Source organism: Methylobacterium oryzihabitans, from assembly GCF_004004555.2.
Classification (GTDB): Bacteria; Pseudomonadota; Alphaproteobacteria; order Rhizobiales; family Beijerinckiaceae; genus Methylobacterium; species Methylobacterium oryzihabitans.
Genome location: NZ_SACP01000004.1, coordinates 248,985 through 265,635, shown reverse-complemented (window position 1 = coordinate 265,635; position 16,651 = coordinate 248,985). Strand labels below are relative to the sequence as shown.

At 70.2% G+C, this 16,651-nt stretch carries 10 protein-coding genes; 6 read left to right on the top strand and 4 right to left on the bottom strand.

The window, feature by feature from the left end; all coding sequences use genetic code 11:
* Positions 1-157: 157 nt before the first annotated feature.
* On the top strand, positions 158-1,975 hold the full coding sequence (locus EOE48_RS06715) for a chloride channel protein (RefSeq protein WP_127728010.1): 1,818 nt from the start codon (positions 158-160) through the stop codon (positions 1,973-1,975).
* 67 nt (positions 1,976-2,042) lie between these two features.
* On the opposite strand, the gene EOE48_RS06710 is transcribed toward EOE48_RS06715, so the two are convergent.
* The 3 genes from EOE48_RS06710 to EOE48_RS06700 form a co-directional block, all read right to left on the bottom strand.
* Complete coding sequence (locus tag EOE48_RS06710) at positions 2,043-3,341, bottom strand: M16 family metallopeptidase (protein WP_127728009.1); 1,299 nt, start codon at positions 3,339-3,341, stop codon at positions 2,043-2,045.
* The gene (thrC, locus tag EOE48_RS06705; RefSeq protein WP_127728008.1) at positions 3,338-4,750 is read right to left on the bottom strand and encodes a threonine synthase; all 1,413 of its coding nucleotides are present in this window, start codon (positions 4,748-4,750) and stop codon (positions 3,338-3,340) included. The genes EOE48_RS06710 and thrC overlap by 4 nt, the downstream gene beginning before the upstream one ends.
* 300 nt (positions 4,751-5,050) lie before the next feature.
* Positions 5,051-6,199, bottom strand: coding sequence for an acyltransferase family protein (locus tag EOE48_RS06700; RefSeq protein WP_187371326.1), 1,149 nt, complete (start codon positions 6,197-6,199; stop codon positions 5,051-5,053).
* 524 nt (positions 6,200-6,723) lie between these two features.
* On the opposite strand from EOE48_RS06700, the gene EOE48_RS06695 reads away from it, so the two are divergent.
* Positions 6,724-8,061 carry an O-antigen ligase family protein gene (locus tag EOE48_RS06695; RefSeq protein ID WP_127728006.1) on the top strand — a complete coding sequence of 446 codons (1,338 nt, stop codon included), beginning with the start codon at positions 6,724-6,726 and terminating at the stop codon, positions 8,059-8,061.
* 11 nt (positions 8,062-8,072) lie between these two features.
* Here EOE48_RS06695 and EOE48_RS06690 read toward each other — a convergent pair whose 3' ends face one another.
* Positions 8,073-8,885 carry a transporter substrate-binding domain-containing protein gene (locus EOE48_RS06690; RefSeq protein WP_127728005.1) on the bottom strand — a complete coding sequence of 271 codons (813 nt, stop codon included), beginning with the start codon at positions 8,883-8,885 and terminating at the stop codon, positions 8,073-8,075.
* 189 nt (positions 8,886-9,074) lie between these two features.
* Here EOE48_RS06690 and EOE48_RS06685 point away from each other — a divergent pair, with 189 nt between their 5' ends.
* The 4 genes from EOE48_RS06685 (at position 9,075) to rpoB (ending at position 16,563) form a co-directional block, all read left to right on the top strand.
* Positions 9,075-10,718 (top strand): B12-binding domain-containing radical SAM protein, encoded by a 1,644-nt coding sequence (locus tag EOE48_RS06685; RefSeq protein WP_127728004.1) that lies wholly within the window; start codon positions 9,075-9,077, stop codon positions 10,716-10,718.
* 497 nt (positions 10,719-11,215) lie between these two features.
* Entirely contained in the window at positions 11,216-11,734 is a 519-nt protein-coding gene (rplJ, locus tag EOE48_RS06680) for a 50S ribosomal protein L10 (protein WP_127728003.1), read from the top strand.
* Positions 11,735-11,787: 53 nt separating this feature from the next.
* Complete coding sequence (rplL, locus tag EOE48_RS06675) at positions 11,788-12,165, top strand: 50S ribosomal protein L7/L12 (RefSeq protein WP_127728002.1); 378 nt, start codon at positions 11,788-11,790, stop codon at positions 12,163-12,165.
* Between the two features lie 273 nt (positions 12,166-12,438).
* Positions 12,439-16,563 (top strand): DNA-directed RNA polymerase subunit beta, encoded by a 4,125-nt coding sequence (rpoB, locus tag EOE48_RS06670; RefSeq protein ID WP_127728001.1) that lies wholly within the window; start codon positions 12,439-12,441, stop codon positions 16,561-16,563.
* The last annotated feature ends 88 nt before the right edge of the window (positions 16,564-16,651 follow it).

Here is a 16,651-nt window from a genome sequence, read left to right as displayed (position 1 = left end):
CTGCCCGCGCGGCGCTGACAAGCGCCCGTTGCGCGCGGAGCGGGGAAATCTGCGCCGCGACGGTCGTCCGGCCCTCGTGGGACCCGCGAAATCCGTCGACGGAGCCGCCGCGGCGCCCTACACCCTCGGGACCTCCCGACCCCGCCGCCCGGATCCGATGGTGACGCAGACCGACCGAGCCCGCCGCCGTCTCGCGGACAGCGCGGTCGTGCGAGCCCCCGGGCATCTGCGCGCGCTCGTGCGCGGCAGCGAACTCGGCCTCGTCGCCCTCGCGGCCGCCGTCGGCTGCGTCTCGGGCTTCGTCGTCAGCGCCATGGCCTGGGCGGCGCAGGAGGCGCACCGGGCGCTGTACGGGCTCGACCTCGACACGCGCCTGAGCGCCGCGCCGGTCCTGGCGGCCTGGGCCGCCCTCACGATCCCGGCCCTCGGCGGGGCGCTGCTCGGGCTGGCGATCTGGCTCGGCAACAAGGTCCGGCGCAGCCCCGAGCGGCCGGTGATCGACCCGATCGAGGCCAACGCCCTGCATGGCGGTCGGGTCAGCCTGCGCGACTCGGTCCTGGTCGCGGTGCAGAGCGTCCTCTCCAACGGCTGCGGCGCCTCCGTCGGGCTGGAGGCCGGCTACACCCAGATCGCCGCCGGCCTCGCCTCGCGCCTCGGCCAGAGCTTCGGGCTGCGGCGCTCCGACCTGCGGGTGCTGGTCGGGTGCGGCGCCGCGGCGGCGATCGCCGCGGCCTTCAACGCCCCGCTCACCGGGGCGTTCTACGCCTTCGAGCTCATCATCGGCACCTACGCCATCGCGTCGCTGACGCCGGTGGTCACCGCGGCGCTCGCCGGCACATTCATGGCCCGGGCGGTGCTGGGGCCCGAGGCGGTCGTCACGCTCGCCGCCACCCCGGCGGTCGGCCCCGCCGACTACCTGCCGACGCTCGCCCTCGGGCTGCTCTGCGCCGGGCTCGGCATCCTCATCATGCAGGGCGTCACCCTGGTCGAGGCGGCGGCGCGCCGGACCCGGGTCCCGGGCCTCGCCCGGCCGGCGGTCGGCGGGCTGCTCGTCGGGGCGCTGGCGCTCGTCGCGACGCCGCAGGTGCTCTCCGCCGGCCACGGCGCCCTGCACCTCAACCTCGGCGAGGAGGCCGACGCCGGCGCCGTCGCCCTCGCGCTGCTGTTCCTCGCCAAGGCCCTGGCCTCGGCGATCTCGATCGGCAGCGGCTTTCGCGGCGGGCTGTTCTTCGCCTCGCTGTTCCTCGGCGCGCTGGCCGGCAAGATCTTCGCGATCCTCGGCGCGCCCCTCCTCGCCACGATGCTGCCGCCCGTCACCTACGCGATCGTCGGGATGAGCGCGCTCGCCGTCGCGGTGATCGGCGGGCCGATGACGATGACCTTCCTGGCGCTGGAGGTGACCGGCGACTTCCCGATCACCGGCCTCGTTCTCGTCGCGGTGATCGCCTCGTCGCTGACCGTGCGCAAGACCTTCGGCTACTCGTTCGCGACCTGGCGCTTCCACCTGCGCGGCGAGAGCATCCGCAGCGCCCACGACGTCGGCTGGATCCGCACCCTGACGGTCGGCCAGCTCATGCGCCGCGACGTGCGCACGGTGCGCGCCGACGCGACGCTCGCCGCCTTCCGCCGCGCCTTCCCCCTCGGCGCCGCCACCCAGGTCGTCGCCCTCGACGAGGCCGGCCGCTACGCCGGGATCGTGCTGGTGCCCGAGGCCCACGCCGAGACCCTCGACGGCGAGGCCGGCTCCGCCCGCGTCGCCGACGTCCTGCGCCACGGCGGCGACGTGCTGCTGCCGCAGATGAACGCCAAGGAGGCGGTGGCGCAGTTCGACCGCACCGAGAGCGAGGCCCTGGCGGTGGTCGAGAGCCGCCAGAGCGCGCGGGTGATCGGGCTGCTCAGCGAGAAGCACACCCTGCGGCGCTACAGCGAGGAACTCGACCGCCAGCGCCGGGCCTCTGTCGGGGAGACCGCGTGAGCAGGTCCCGGATCGGGCGCAGCGAAGCCTGGCCGCGCGGACGGGGCGTGCGCTGCCGCGGATCCGCTCAGGCCGCGGAGGTCAGCCCGCGCGCCACCGCGTCGAGGCTCTGGAGCCGGCGGATCGGGCCGATCGCCGCGAGCGTCGGGGCGCCGGACAGCAGCGCCCGCCCGGCGGCGCGCACGTCCTCCACCGTCACGGCGTCGACCTTGGCGATGACCTCCCCGGCCGGGATCACCCGGCCCCAGGCGAGGAGCTGGCGCGCGGTGCGCTCGATCCGCCCGCCGGGCGTCTCCAGGGCCGAGAGCAGCGCGACCTTGAGCTGCGCCTTCGCCCGGGCGAGCTCGGCCTCGTCGAGGGTCGCGGTGGCCTGGTGCAGGCACGCGAGCGTCACGTCGACCAGCGCCGGCAGGTCGGCGCCGGCGGTGCCGGCCCCGATCCCGAACAGGCCGCAATCGGAGAACGGCCAGTGGAAGGCGTGGATCTCGTAGGCGAGGCCGCGGGTCTCGCGCACCTCGTGCCACAGCCGCGAGGTCAGGCCGCCGCCGAGGATCTGGGCGAACAGGTGCAGCGCGTAATAGTCGTCGTCGCGGAACGACAGGCCGGGCAGGCCGAGGACGAGGTTGGCCTGTTCGAGCTTGCGCGCCATCCGGCGCTCGCCGCCGCGATAGACGCCCGGCACCGGCTCGGGCGCCGTGGCTGCCGGCAGGCCGCCGAAATGCCGCTCGGCGGCGGCGACGATCGCCTCGTGCTCGACGGCGCCGGCGGCGGCCAGCACCATCCGGTCGGGGGTGTATTCGCGGGCGAGGTAGGCCTCGATCGCGGCGCGGTCGAAGCTCTGGATCGTCTCGGGCCGGCCGAGGATCGGGCGGCCGATCGGCTGGTCGGGGAACGCCGCCTCGGTGAAGGCGTCGTAGACGACGTCGTCGGGGGTGTCCTCGACGGCGGCGTGTTCCTGGAGGATCACGCCCTTCTCGCGGGCGAGCTCGCCGGCCTCGAACACCGAGCGGGTCAGGATGTCGCCGAGCACGTCGAGGGCGGTGTCGGCGTCCTCGCCGAGCACCCGGGCGGTGTAGCTCGTCTGCTCGGCGCTGGTGGCGGCGTTGATGTCGCCGCCGACATTCTCGATGTCCTCGGCGATCCGGCGGGCCGAGCGGCGCTCGGTCCCCTTGAACGCCATGTGCTCGATGAGGTGGCTCAGCCCGTGCTCCTCGGGCCGCTCGTGGCGGGAGCCGGCGCCGACCCACACCCCGAGGGTGGCGGTGGCGACGCCGGGCATCGCCTCGGTGGCGACGGTCAGCCCGTTGGCGAGCCGGGTGAGGCGCAGGGACGGCGAGGCGCCGAAGGCGGCGAAATGCTGGTTCATGCGGCGCTCCGCAGGATCCGGGCGCGCTCGCGGATGAAGCGCTCGACCGCGGCCTCGTCGTTGGCCACCACCGAGAAACGCTCGGGCCGGTCCATCAGGTCGGCGAGGTGGGGCGGCAGGGCGGGGCGCAGGCCGGTCGCGGCCTCGACCGCGTCGGGGAACTTGGCGGCGTGGGCCGTGGCGAGCGCCACCACCGGGGTCGCCGGATCGGCGGCGAGCAGGCGGCGGGCGGCGTGGACGCCGATGGCGCTGTGGGGATCGAGCACCTGCCCGGTCGTCTCGTGGACGCGGCGGATCTCGGCGACGACCTCGGGCTCGGGCACCGCGGCGGCGTCGAACTCGGCCCGGACCCGGCCGAGGACCTCCGGGTCGAGCCGGAAGGCGCCGGATTGCCTTAAGCCCGCCATCAGCCGCACCACCGCCTCGGCGTCGCGGTCCATCGCCTCGAACAGCAGCCGCTCGAAGTTCGACGAGATCTGGATGTCCATCGACGGCGAGGTCGTCGGCTGGACGCCGCGGACCTCGTAGGCGCCGCTCTCGAGCGTGCGGGCCAGGATGTCGTTGGCGTTGGTGCCGATCATCAGCCGCCCGACCGGCAGCCCCATCCGCTTGGCGACCCAGCCGGCGAGGATGTCGCCGAAATTGCCGGTCGGGACCGAGAACGAGACCGGCCGGTGCGGCGCCCCGAGCGCCACCGCACTGGTGAAGTAGTACACCACCTGGGCGGCGACCCGGGCCCAGTTGATCGAGTTGACGCCCGACAGGCGCACGTCCTCGGCGAAGCGCGGGTGCTGGAACAGCGCCTTCACGATCGCCTGGCAGTCGTCGAAGGTGCCCTCGATCGCGAGCGCGTGGACGTTGGGGGCGTCGACCGAGGTCATCTGCCGGCGCTGCACCTCCGAGACCCGCCCGTGCGGGTAGAGGATGAACACGTCGACCTGATCGAGGCCGCGGAACGCCTCGACGGCGGCGCTGCCGGTGTCGCCCGAGGTCGCCCCGACGATGGTGGCGCGGCTGCCGCGGGCGCGCAGCGCATGGTCCATCAGCCGGCCGAGGAGCTGCATCGCCACGTCCTTGAAGGCGAGCGTCGGGCCGTGGTGGAGTTCGAGCAGGAACAGGTTGTCGTCGAGCTGCACCAGCGGGCACACCGCCGGGTGGCGGAAGGCGGCGTAGGAGTCGTCGATCATCCGGTCGAGGTCGGGGCGCGGGATCTCGCCGTCGACGAGGCGCGACAGCACCGTCCTGGCCGCGTCGGCGTAGGGCCGCCCGGCGAGGCCGGCGATGGTCTCGGGCGGCAGGGTCGGCCAGCTCTCGGGCAGGTAGAGGCCGCCGTCGCGGGCGAGGCCGGCCAGCAGCGCGTCGGTGAAGGAGAGCGGCGCGGCGGCGCCGCGGGTCGAGACATGGAGCACGGTGTTCGTCCTGAGCGAAGGGCTGCCCTACACGAAACCGCGCCCGGCGTCAGCCTTCCGGGAACCCCGGCGACGCGTCCGACCGGCGGCGTGAACGCGCCGGTCGCAGCGTCATGCGGTGTCCGATCGCTCTCCCGGCGATCCCTGCGGGACCGTGACGATCGCCGGGCCATCCGCTGACGCGATGCGGATGCCGGCGCCGCTGAGGTGCGTGGAGCCTACGGCTCCACCCTGCGGGCTTCGGCACGGCTGCCGGACTCCCTCGTCCGACGGCCGCGTCGTCCGCCGTGATCCGGGAGGCTACGCGCGGGGCAGCGCCGAGCGCACCTCCCGACCTGACGTGGCGCGCCGCGCGAGGGTGCGGCCGAGGGCGATCGAGGGCCGCTCGATGGCATGGTACATGACGTGCGATGCCAGGAGAGACGTGCCGACGATCAGTGCCGTCAGAACAGGCATCGAGACCTTGTGATAGAGCAGATGCGTCAGCGCCAGCAGGATCGGGATGTGCAGGAGATAGAGGCTGTACGAGATCTCGCCGAACCAGCGCAGGACCGAGCGCGAGAGGAAGCGATCGGCCGGCCGATCGGCGAAGCAGAGGAAGACGATCAACAGGGCCGCCAGGGGAGTCGTCGCGTTCTCGATCCGCTCGAGCGACACGACCAGCAGGGCTAGGACCGCAGCCCATGCCAGCAGCCGGTAGGCGAGCCGCTGCTGGTTGAACCAGGCGATCAGGAATTGGTAGTTGCAGGCCATGATCGCCCCGGCTGCGAAGAGCCAGAGGTAACGCAGGGCCGAGAACGGGTCGAAGGTCAGGCCGAACCGCCGGAAGAAGACCATGCTGATCGCGGAGATGACGAACGAGCCGATGAAGGCGATCCGCCAATCCCGGTTGATGGCATAGACCAACAACGGGAAGATCAGGGAGATCCTCATCTCGTAGACGAGGCTCCACATGACGACATTGTAGGTCTGCCAGTCGGTGATGTCGGTCATCAGGAGGTGGCGCGCAATCGAGTCGAAGCTCGGCGGAAAGCGCCAGTTCCAATTGAACCAGGTGCTCAGCTCGGGAATGTTGGTCGGGGAAACCAGGACGTACAACAGGCAGGAGATCAGGATCGATACGGCAAAGGGCGGCCAGATCCGGATGACGCGTTTGATGGCATAGGGGATGTACTGGTTCGTCTTTCCGGTGATGAACGTCCGCATCAGCACGAAGCCGCTCAGGACGAAGAATACCAGCACCGATACCTTGCCCATCAGGTGTCCGGCGTGCTGGATGATGTCGCCGGAGCGGCCGTCCAGGTTCTGCATCAGGATGATGTGGCTGGCCAGGACCAGCAGGGACGCGACGCCTCTCAGCGAGTCCAGGGCCACGATGCGTTCGGATCCGCCGCTCTGCGACTTGGCGGCCGCTTCGGACCCGGAAAGATTCAGCCGTGTGGATTGCATCAGTCGGTTGTCCCCCATCGCGGTTTTTTAGCACGGGCGGGCGCGAGGCCGTCAATCGTTCCGGGTCTCATGCCAGGGCCATCGGGTTTCACCCGATGGCGCTTGGTCTCATGCGATTTCCGCATCGCTCATGCGTGCGGAGCCTCCGGCTCCTCCGCGCGGGCCGGTGATACGGAATCCGGAACGAAATGTCCGATTCCGTATCACCGGGCGAAGACCGGCCTGCGTCGCTCTCTCGGGTCGTTCGGTCCGCGGTGTCCATCCGCCGGGTCTGTCGGCCCGCATGCATGCGGCATGCCCGCATCTCTGCGGGCCGGCGACGGGAAGCCGCTGGCCGGAGGCGCCGTCCGCCGCGCGGCTGTCCCTGGATGCAGCCGCCGGGGCGCCAGCGGCAGGTTTTGTTGACCCGATCGTGTGACTCTGTCATCCCGAACCCGACGTGACGATCCTCGATCACATCGACGTGGCCCGCACCGCCGGGGCCGGGATCCCACGATCCGTCGACATGAAACTCCGTGGCCGTCATGACCCGCACCACCGAAGCCCGCTACCCGCTGATCCATCTCGTGGTCACGGTGGTGATCATGTTTCTGCTGATCGCGATTTTCCGGGCCCGCCAGTACGACGACAAGTCGATCGACTTCCAGACGCTCCTGCGCATCGGCGCATGGATCGTCGCCGCCGGCTACATCGTGGGGTTCAGCGGACAGTCCCTCTGGCTGCTGCAGCGCCGCAGCCTGCTGCCGTGGCTGCTCTTCCACCTCTACGCGGTTGTGCATATCTCGGTCGCCAGCAACTGGGTCTACGGCCTCGTCGGCGCGATATCGTTCCTGATCTTCTACGTCTACGTCGGGACCATCCTGGTGCGCTTCGGGCGCGGGTTCTTCCTCGACGCCTTCTTCGTGGCGATGGCGATCGTGGCGATCTCCTCGCTCATCGTCTACTTCGCGATCCCGTCCTTCGGGCGCCTCGGCACGTGGATCGGCAACGTCCGCCTGTCGAGCAACCGCCTGTCGGGAATCACCGGGGCCGCGAACGGGATGGGGTACGCGGCCGGTATCGGTGCCATCCTGCTGGTCATGTACTGGCGCGAGATCACGATCGCATCGCGCAACGTTAAATTGGTCGTCCTGGCGTTCTTCATCGTCGATCTGCTGATGACCGTCAACCGGATGTCGATCGCGGGGGTCGGGATATGCTTGATCGCGCACTACATCTTCCTGCGCAAGAATGAGACGACCCTCGGGGCGATCTGGTTCGGAACGATCGCGATCCTGGCTCTGGCCCTGATGTTCGGATCGGAACTGCTGCCGCTGCTGTCCCGTTCGGGCGACGTGCGCGAATTGACGACCGGCACGTCGCGGGCCGGGATCTGGGCCGCGGTGATCGCGCTCGCATGGGAGCGCCCCATCCTCGGCTGGGGTCACTCGGCGGCCATCTCGATCTTTCCGTATCAGCCTGGCCTCTTCACGGAGGCGGCGCACGCCCACAACCTCTATCTCGACATCTGGTTCAGCCGCGGCTTCGTCGGCCTCGGTCTGTTTGTCCTGGCGCTCGGCGTCAGCTTCATCCACGCGATCCGGCACCGGCGCACCCGGGCGATGATCGTGATGTTCTTCTTCCTGTTCCAGGGGTTGATGGAGGCGGTTCCGCTCTACAACGTGGTCTGGCTCGGCTTCCTGCCGTTCACCTTCACCATCCTGGAGATGGTCGGAGTGACCTCTTACGTCATCGTGCCGGCACCCGACCGCGCCCGCCAGTCGCCCGGCGGCGGCCGTCCGGCCGGGCCGAGGGCGGAGGACGCCCACCAGCCGGCGCTGCTCGGACCTCGGATCGACCGGAGGCCGTCGCCGGCGGCCTGAGCCGGCCGCGGTCAGGGCGTCGGGCCGGGCCGGGTGTCGAACGGAACGTACTTCGCCCGGATCCGGTCGTAGGTGCCGTCCGCCAGGACGGCGGCCAGCGCCCGGTCGAGGGCCGCGCGCAGGGCTCCGTCGTCCTTGCGCAGGCCGACGCCGATGCCGGCGCCGAGGATCGGATCGCCCGGCGGCAGGTCGCCGGCGAGCCGGCAGCAGGCGCTTCCCTCGGGCTGGGCGGCGAAGCGGGCCAGCTCCAGCTTGTCGCCGAGGACGAGGTCGACCCGGCTGGCGCGCAGGTCGAGGATCGCGTCGGCGAGGCTGTCGAAGGGGCGGATCTCGGCCTTCGGCGCGCGCTGCTCGAGGTAGGTCTCCGCCGGCGAGCGGGCGGCGACGCCGACCCCGCGTCCGGCGAGGCCGGCGGGGGTGAGGTCCGGCGCCGGCGCGTCGCGGCGAACCAGGGCCGCGACCGGGATCCGGTAGTAGGGCCGGGTGAAGGCGATCCGGGCCTCGCGCTTCGGCGTGATCGCCAGCGACGCCATGATGGCGTCGTACTCCCCGGCCTCCAGCCCGCGGACGATCCCGTCCCACTGGTGCAGCACGATCGTGCAGGACAGGCCCGCCGCCCGGCACAGGGCTTCGGCGAGGTCCACCTCGAACCCCGCCGGCCGGCCGTCCTCGACGTAGTTGAACGGCGGGTGCCCGCCCTCGGTGGCGATGCGGACCGGTGCCGGATCGGCCGCGGCGGGGATCGCGAACAGCAGCGCGACGGCGGCGGCGAGGACCGGCCTCGGGAGCCGGCTGGGGACGGGGACGCAACGCGGACGGCGCATGGGACCGGGAGGCTTGGGCTGTGACGGCGGCGGCCCGGGCCGGCGCCCGGCCGGAACGGGGAAAAAGCGTCGCATGGCCGGCGCCCCGCGCGCAACTCGGACGTGCCCGATGCGGTTCGGGGCCGGGATTGTGCGAAACCTCCGCGGTCAGGGGCAGCCTTTCGGCGGCGCCGTGCTAGATAGGCCGCCATGCGCTGCTCCGTTCCCGTCTCGTCCCGGCGACGCATCCTGTGCGTCTTTCCCGCCTACACGCCGTCCTTCGGCACCTTCTCCCACGCCTACCCGCTGATGGGCGGGGTCAAGGCGTTCATGCCGCCCCAGGGGCTCCTCGTCATCGCGGCCTACATGCCGGAGGCGTGGGAGTGCCGCTTCGTCGACGAGAACATCCGGCCGGCCTCGAAGGCCGACTTCGCCTGGGCCGACGCGGTGTTCGTGTCGGGCATGCACATCCAGGAGGGCCAGATCCACGACATCGGCCGGCGCGCCCACGCCGCCGGCAAGGTCGCGGTGCTCGGCGGTCCCTCGGTCTCGGGCGCGCCCGAGAAGTACCCCGACTTCGACTACCTCCACGTCGGCGAGATCGGCGACGCCACCGACCGGCTGGTCGCGCATCTCGACCGCGACGTGTCGCGCCCGGCGGCCCAGGGGGTGTTCGAGACCGGCGACCGCCTCGCCTTGTCCGAGTTCCCGGCGCCGGCCTACGACGCGGTCGCGCTCAAGCGCTACCTCATCGGCTCGCTGCAATTCTCGTCGGGTTGCCCGTATCGCTGCGAGTTCTGCGACATCCCGCAGCTCTACGGCCGCCAGCCGCGGCTGAAGAGCCCGGAGCAGATGTGCGCCGAGCTCGACGCCATCGTCAGCCAGCCCGGCCACCCGGCGGTGGTGTACTTCGTCGACGACAACTTCATCGGCAACCGCAAGGCGACCCGCGAGATGCTGCCGCACCTCGTGGAGTGGCAGAAGCGGAACAACTACCCGCTCCAGTTCGCCTGCGAGGCGACGCTGAACATGGCCAAGCAGCCCGAGATCCTCGAGCTGATGCGGCAGGCCAACTTCATGACCGTGTTCGTCGGCATCGAGACGCCGGAGGCCGAGGCGCTCAAGGGCATCGACAAGACCCACAACGCCGCCGTGCCGATGTACGAGGCGATCCAGACGCTCAATTCCTACGGGCTGGAGGTGACCTCGGGCATCATCCTCGGCCTCGATTCGGACACCGACAAGTCCGAGCAGAACCTCATCGACTTCATCGACCGCTCGGCGATTCCGGTCCTGACGATCAACCTGCTCCAGGCGCTGCCCAAGACCCCGCTCTGGGACCGGCTGGAGCGCGAGGGACGCCTCCTCCACGACGCCAGCCTCGAATCGAACGTGCTGTTCAAGCGCCCGCACGACACCGTGGTCGGAAGCTGGCGCCGGGCGATCGCCCACGCCTACGCGCCCGAGCAGCTCTTCGAGCGGTTCAAGCACCAGTGCGACGTGACCTACCCGCACCGGATCGCGACGCCGACCGCCGGCAAGCTGACGCTGACCAACCTGCGCCGCGGGCTGATCCTCGGCTTCAACATCGTCACCCGTGTCGGGCTGTTCTCGGATTACCGCGGGCCGTTCTGGCGCGCCGCCGGCCACGCCCTGCGGCGCGGGCAGATCGAGGCGGTGTTCAACATGGGCTTCGTCGCCCACCACCTCATCCGCTTCACCCGCGAGGCCCTGCGCGGCGAGCACAACGCCTCGTTCTACGCCGCCAAGGCGGCCGAGAAGGAGGCCGAGCGCAACCGGTCGTGGTGGCAGAACGCCCGCCGCCGGCTGGCGCCGGAGCGCGAGGCGGCCTGAGCGATGGCCGCGGCCTGCGACCGAATATCCCGCATCGCGGGCGCTTCGGGCACTTGGCAGGCCGCTTGCACGCCGCTATAGACCGCGCTCAACGTTTTCACTCAATCGGAAGGGAGCGACCGACCGGTCGTGTTCCGAAAAGACGTCCCCGGGCGACCGGGTGACGATTGGCCGGCGGGCCCGGAGGGGCAACCCTCTTCGAGCCCCGTCCGGCCATGTCCTGTCCGAGACTGCAGGCGCCGGCGATCCGGCTTAATCCGCGAGGGCCTGCACAGACGGGGAAGACCGAGTTCGTCCGCCCTCGACGCCCGGCTCGCCGGGAGGGGAGGGCGTCGGTTTGAACCAATCTCACCTGGGATGCGGGCCTCGCGGCCGGCGCTTCGGGGACAGGGCCGTGAAGCGTCGCTCAGGACGTCGCGGTCTTCAAAAGGCCCGGCTCAGCTTGAGCGGCAGGTGCAACCGGCGGAACCCCGTTCCGCCAACCGGAGAGAGCCGAAGTGGACAGAGCAGCAAAAGCTGATCTCGTCGCGACGCTCAACGGGGTGTTCTCCGACACCGCCGTGGTCGTCGTGGCCCACTACAAGGGCCTCACGGTTGCCGACATGCAGAAGCTGCGCGCGCAGATGAAGCAGGCCGGCGCCACCGTGAAGGTCGCGAAGAACCGCCTCGCCAGCATCGCTCTCGATGGCACGGACGTCGCCTCCATCAAGCCCCTCCTGAAGGGCCCGACCCTGCTCGCCTATTCGAGCGATCCGGTCGCGGCCGCGAAGGTGGCGGTGGACTTCGCCAAGGGGAACGACAAGCTCGTGATCCTCGGCGGCGCCATGGGTACGACCGCCCTGAACCCGGACGGAGTGAAGGCGCTCGCCACGCTGCCGTCCCTCGACGAACTGCGCGCCAAGATCGTGGGCCTCGTCCAGGCTCCCGCGACCAAGGTCGCCCAGGTCGTCAACGCGCCGGCGGCGAAGCTCGCCCGCGTGTTCGGGGCCTATGCCAAGAAGGACGAAGCGGCCTGAGGGCTGTTTCCCCATCCATCGTTCAAACCGACAATCCCTGCAGGAAGTGAAAAATGGCTGATCTTGCCAAGCTCGTCGACGACCTCTCCTCGCTGACCGTCCTCGAGGCCGCCGAGCTCGCGAAGATGCTCGAGGAGAAGTGGGGCGTCTCGGCGGCCGCCGCCGTCGCCGTCGCCGCCGGCCCGGCCGGTGGCGCCGCCGCTGCCCCGGTCGAGGAGCAGACCGAGTTCACCGTCATGCTGGCCGCCGTCGGCGACAAGAAGATCGAGGTCATCAAGGAGGTCCGCGCGATCACCGGGCTGGGCCTCAAGGAGGCCAAGGACCTGGTCGAGGCGGCTCCCAAGGCCGTCAAGGAAGGCGTCGCCAAGGACGAGGGCGAGAAGATCAAGGCCCAGCTCGAGAAGGCCGGCGCCAAGGTCGAGCTCAAGTAAGGCGATGGCGGGCCGTTCAGGCCCGCCATTCCCCGCCGGCCGGGCCCGCGAGGGCCGCGGGCGATGGGCGGGACCGACGGCCCGCGGGTTCCTGCCCGCGGGCTAAGGTCGCTTCGGCGACCCCCTCGGGATCCGGGTCAGCGATCCCCATATGTTTCGAAATCGGGTGGGGACCGCCGGCCTGCGGCGGTCCGGTCCTGGCGAGGTCACGATGCGGGAAGGCCTGCGTCCCTCCGGACCCCGAGACGCGGTGAATGAGGAGCGAGGTCACCTATGGCCAACACGCTGGTCGGTCGCAAGCGCATTCGCAAGTTCTTCGGCAAGATCCGGGAAGTCGCCGAGATGCCGAACCTCATCGAGGTCCAGAAGGCGTCCTACGACCAGTTCCTGATGGTGGACGAGCCCGAGGGCGGTCGTCCCGACGAGGGCCTGCAATCCGTCTTCAAGTCCGTCTTCCCGATCTCCGACTTCGCCGCCACCGCGCTGCTCGAATTCGTGCGCTACACCTTCGAGGCGCCGAAGTACGACGTCGACGAGTGCCGCCAGCGCGGCATCACCTTCGCGGCCCCGCTGAAGGTGACCCTGCGGCTGATCGTGTTCGACGTCGATCCCGATACCGGCGCCAAGTCGGTCAAGGACATCAAGGAGCAGGACGTCTACATGGGCGACATGCCCCTGATGACGGAGAACGGCACCTTCATCGTCAACGGCACCGAGCGCGTCATCGTCTCGCAGATGCACCGCTCGCCGGGCGTGTTCTTCGACCACGACAAAGGCAAGACCCACTCCTCGGGCAAGTTGCTGTTCGCCGCCCGCATCATCCCGTATCGCGGCTCGTGGCTCGACGTCGAGTTCGACGCCAAGGACATCGTCCACGCCCGCATCGACCGCAAGCGCAAGATCCCGGTCACCTCGCTGCTGTTCGCGCTGGGGCTCGACGGCGAGGAGATCCTGTCGACCTTCTACAACCACGTCACCTACACCCGTGACGGGGACGACTGGCGCGTGCCGTTCGACGCCGAGCGGATGAAGGGTCTCAAGGCCTCGACCGACCTCATCGACGCCGATTCCGGCGAGGTGGTGCTGGAGGCGGGCAAGAAGCTCACCGCCCGCGCCGCCCGCCAGATCGCCGAGAAGGGCGTCAAGGCCCTGCGCGCCACCGACGAGGACCTCGTCGGCCAGTACGTCGCCGAGGACCTCGTCAACTACAAGACCGGCGAGATCTGGGCCGAGGCCGGCGACGAGATCTCCGAGAAGATGCTCAAGGTGCTGGAGGACGTCGGCACCGCCGAGCTTCCGGTGCTCGACATCGACCACGTCAACGTCGGCCCCTACATCCGCAACACGCTGGCGGTCGACAAGAACTCGGCCCGCGAGGGCGCGCTGTTCGACATCTACCGGGTGATGCGCCCGGGCGAGCCGCCGACGCTCGAGACCGCCGAGGCGATGTTCCACTCGCTGTTCTTCGACTCGGAGCGCTACGACCTCTCGGCGGTCGGGCGCGTCAAGATGAACATGCGGCTCGACCTCGACGCCGCCGACACCGTGCGGACGCTGCGGCGCGAGGACATGCTGGCGGTCGTCAAGGCCCTGGTGGACCTGCGCGACGGCAAGGGCGAGATCGACGACATCGACCATCTCGGCAACCGCCGGGTGCGCTCGGTCGGCGAGCTGATGGAGAACCAGTACCGGCTGGGCCTCCTGCGCATGGAGCGCGCCATCAAGGAGCGGATGTCGTCGGTCGACATCGACACCGTGATGCCGCAGGACCTCATCAACGCCAAGCCCGCGGCGGCGGCGGTGCGCGAGTTCTTCGGCTCGTCGCAGCTGTCGCAGTTCATGGACCAGACCAACCCGCTCTCCGAGGTGACGCACAAGCGCCGCCTGTCGGCGCTCGGCCCGGGCGGTCTGACCCGCGAGCGCGCCGGCTTCGAGGTGCGCGACGTCCACCCGACCCATTACGGCCGCATCTGCCCGATCGAGACGCCGGAAGGCCCGAACATCGGCCTCATCAACTCGCTGGCGACCTTCGCCCGCGTGAACAAGTACGGCTTCATCGAGACGCCGTTCCGGCGCGTGCGCAACGGCGTCGTCACCGACGAGGTCGCGTATCTCTCGGCGATGGAGGAGGCGAAGTACCACGTCGCCCAGGCCAACGCGGCGATGGACGAGACCCGCAAGCTGACGGAGGACCTCGTGGTCTGCCGTCGCGCCGGCGAGGTCATCGTGGTCGGGCCCGAGCGCGTCGACCTCATGGACGTGAGCCCCAAGCAGCTCGTCTCGGTCGCCGCGGCCCTGATCCCGTTCCTCGAGAACGACGACGCCAACCGCGCGCTGATGGGCTCGAACATGCAGCGGCAGGCGGTGCCGCTGGTGCGCGCCGACGCGCCCTTCGTCGGCACCGGCATGGAGGCGGTGGTCGCCCGCGATTCCGGCGCGGCGATCGGCGCCCGGCGGGCGGGCATCGTCGACCAGGTCGACGCCACCCGCATCGTCGTCCGCGCCACCGACGAGGCCGACGCCTCCAAGCCCGGCGTCGACATCTACCGGCTGCAGAAGTTCCAGCGCTCGAACCAGTCGACCTGCATCACGCAGAAGCCGCTGGTCCGCGTCGGCGAGCAGGTCAAGAAGGGCGACATCATCGCCGACGGTCCCTCGACCGAGTTCGGCGAGTTGGCGCTCGGCCGCAACGTGCTCGTCGCGTTCATGCCGTGGAACGGCTACAACTTCGAGGACTCGATCCTGCTCTCCGAGCGGATCGTGAAGGATGACGTGTTCACCTCGATCCACATCGAGGAATTCGAGGTGATGGCCCGCGACACCAAGCTCGGGCCGGAGGAGATCACCCGCGACATCCCGAACGTCTCGGAAGAGGCGCTCAAGAACCTCGACGAGGCCGGCATCGTCTATATCGGCGCCGAGGTCCATGCCGGCGACATCCTCGTCGGCAAGATCACGCCGAAGGGCGAGAGCCCGATGACGCCGGAGGAGAAGCTGCTCCGCGCCATCTTCGGCGAGAAGGCGTCCGACGTGCGCGACACCTCGCTCCGGGTCCCCCCGGGCGTGACCGGCACGATCGTCGAAGTGCGCGTGTTCAACCGCCACGGCGTCGACAAGGACGAGCGCGCCCAGGCGATCGAGCGCGAGGAGATCGAGCGCCTCGCCAAGGACCGCGACGACGAGCAGGCGATCCTCGACCGCAACACCTACGCCCGCCTCGCCGACGTGCTGGTCGGGCAGGCGCCGGTGGCCGGGCCGAAGGGCTTCAAGAAGGACACCACCCTCACCCGCGAGGGGCTGGCCGACTACCCGCGCTCGCAGTGGTGGCAGTTCGCCGTGCTCGAAGACCGTCTCATGACCGAGATGGAAGCGATGCAGAAGCAGTACGACGAGTCGAAGAAGCGCCTCGAGCAGCGCTTCCTCGACAAGGTCGAGAAGCTGCAGCGCGGCGACGAGCTGCCCCCCGGCGTCATGAAGATGGTCAAGGTCTTCGTGGCGGTGAAGCGCAAGATCCAGCCCGGCGACAAGATGGCGGGCCGCCACGGCAACAAGGGCGTGGTGTCGCGGATCGTGCCGATCGAGGACATGCCGTTCCTCGAGGACGGCACCCATGCCGACATCGTGCTCAATCCGCTCGGCGTGCCGAGCCGGATGAACGTCGGGCAGATCCTCGAGACCCATCTCGGCTGGGCGGCGGCGGGCCTCGGCCGGCAGGTTGCCCAGGCGGTGGACGCCTACCTGCGCACGCAGGACGTGGCGCCCCTGCGCGAGCGGATGAAATCGATCTACAGCCCCTCGGAGCTGGAGGGCCTGTCGGACCACGAGCTGGCCGAGGTCGGCAACAACCTGCGCCGCGGCGTGCCGATGGCGACGCCGGTGTTCAACGGCGCCAAGGAAGCCGACATCGAGGCGATGCTGGAGATGGCCGGTCTCGACCGGTCGGGTCAGTCGACGCTCTACGACGGGCGCACCGGCGAGCCCTTCGACCGCAAGGTCACGGTCGGCTACATCTACATGCTGAAGCTGCACCACCTCGTGGACGACAAGATCCACGCCCGCTCGATCGGTCCGTACTCCCTCGTCACCCAGCAGCCGCTGGGCGGCAAGGCGCAGTTCGGCGGCCAGCGCTTCGGCGAGATGGAGGTCTGGGCGCTCGAGGCCTACGGCGCCGCCTACACCCTGCAGGAGATGCTGACGGTGAAGTCGGACGACGTGGCGGGCCGCACCAAGGTCTACGAGGCGATCGTGCGCGGCGACGACACCTTCGAGGCGGGCATCCCCGAGAGCTTCAACGTGCTCGTCAAGGAGATGCGCTCGCTCGGCCTCAACGTCGAGCTGACCAACTCGAAGAAGGCCGACAACGACCAGCTCGAAGCCCCGCCCGAGGCGGCCGAGTAAGCGGATCCAAGCGCGGGCCGGCGTCCAGTCGCCGGCCCCACCCCGACGTCCCGCACGGGACGCGCGGCCGGTGCCCCCTCGCGGCACC

Coding starts and splice junctions, on each gene's coding strand:
- EOE48_RS06710 (WP_127728009.1), bottom strand. CDS start 3,341: ATGAACCAGCATTTCGCCGCCTTCGGCGCCTCGCCGTCCCTGCGCCTC.
- EOE48_RS06685 (WP_127728004.1), top strand. CDS start 9,075: ATGCGCTGCTCCGTTCCCGTCTCGTCCCGGCGACGCATCCTGTGCGTC.
- rpoB (WP_127728001.1), top strand. CDS start 12,439: ATGGCCAACACGCTGGTCGGTCGCAAGCGCATTCGCAAGTTCTTCGGC.
- rplL (WP_127728002.1), top strand. CDS start 11,788: ATGGCTGATCTTGCCAAGCTCGTCGACGACCTCTCCTCGCTGACCGTC.
- EOE48_RS06695 (WP_127728006.1), top strand. CDS start 6,724: ATGACCCGCACCACCGAAGCCCGCTACCCGCTGATCCATCTCGTGGTC.
- EOE48_RS06690 (WP_127728005.1), bottom strand. CDS start 8,885: ATGCGCCGTCCGCGTTGCGTCCCCGTCCCCAGCCGGCTCCCGAGGCCG.
- EOE48_RS06700 (WP_187371326.1), bottom strand. CDS start 6,199: ATGCAATCCACACGGCTGAATCTTTCCGGGTCCGAAGCGGCCGCCAAG.
- EOE48_RS06715 (WP_127728010.1), top strand. CDS start 158: ATGGTGACGCAGACCGACCGAGCCCGCCGCCGTCTCGCGGACAGCGCG.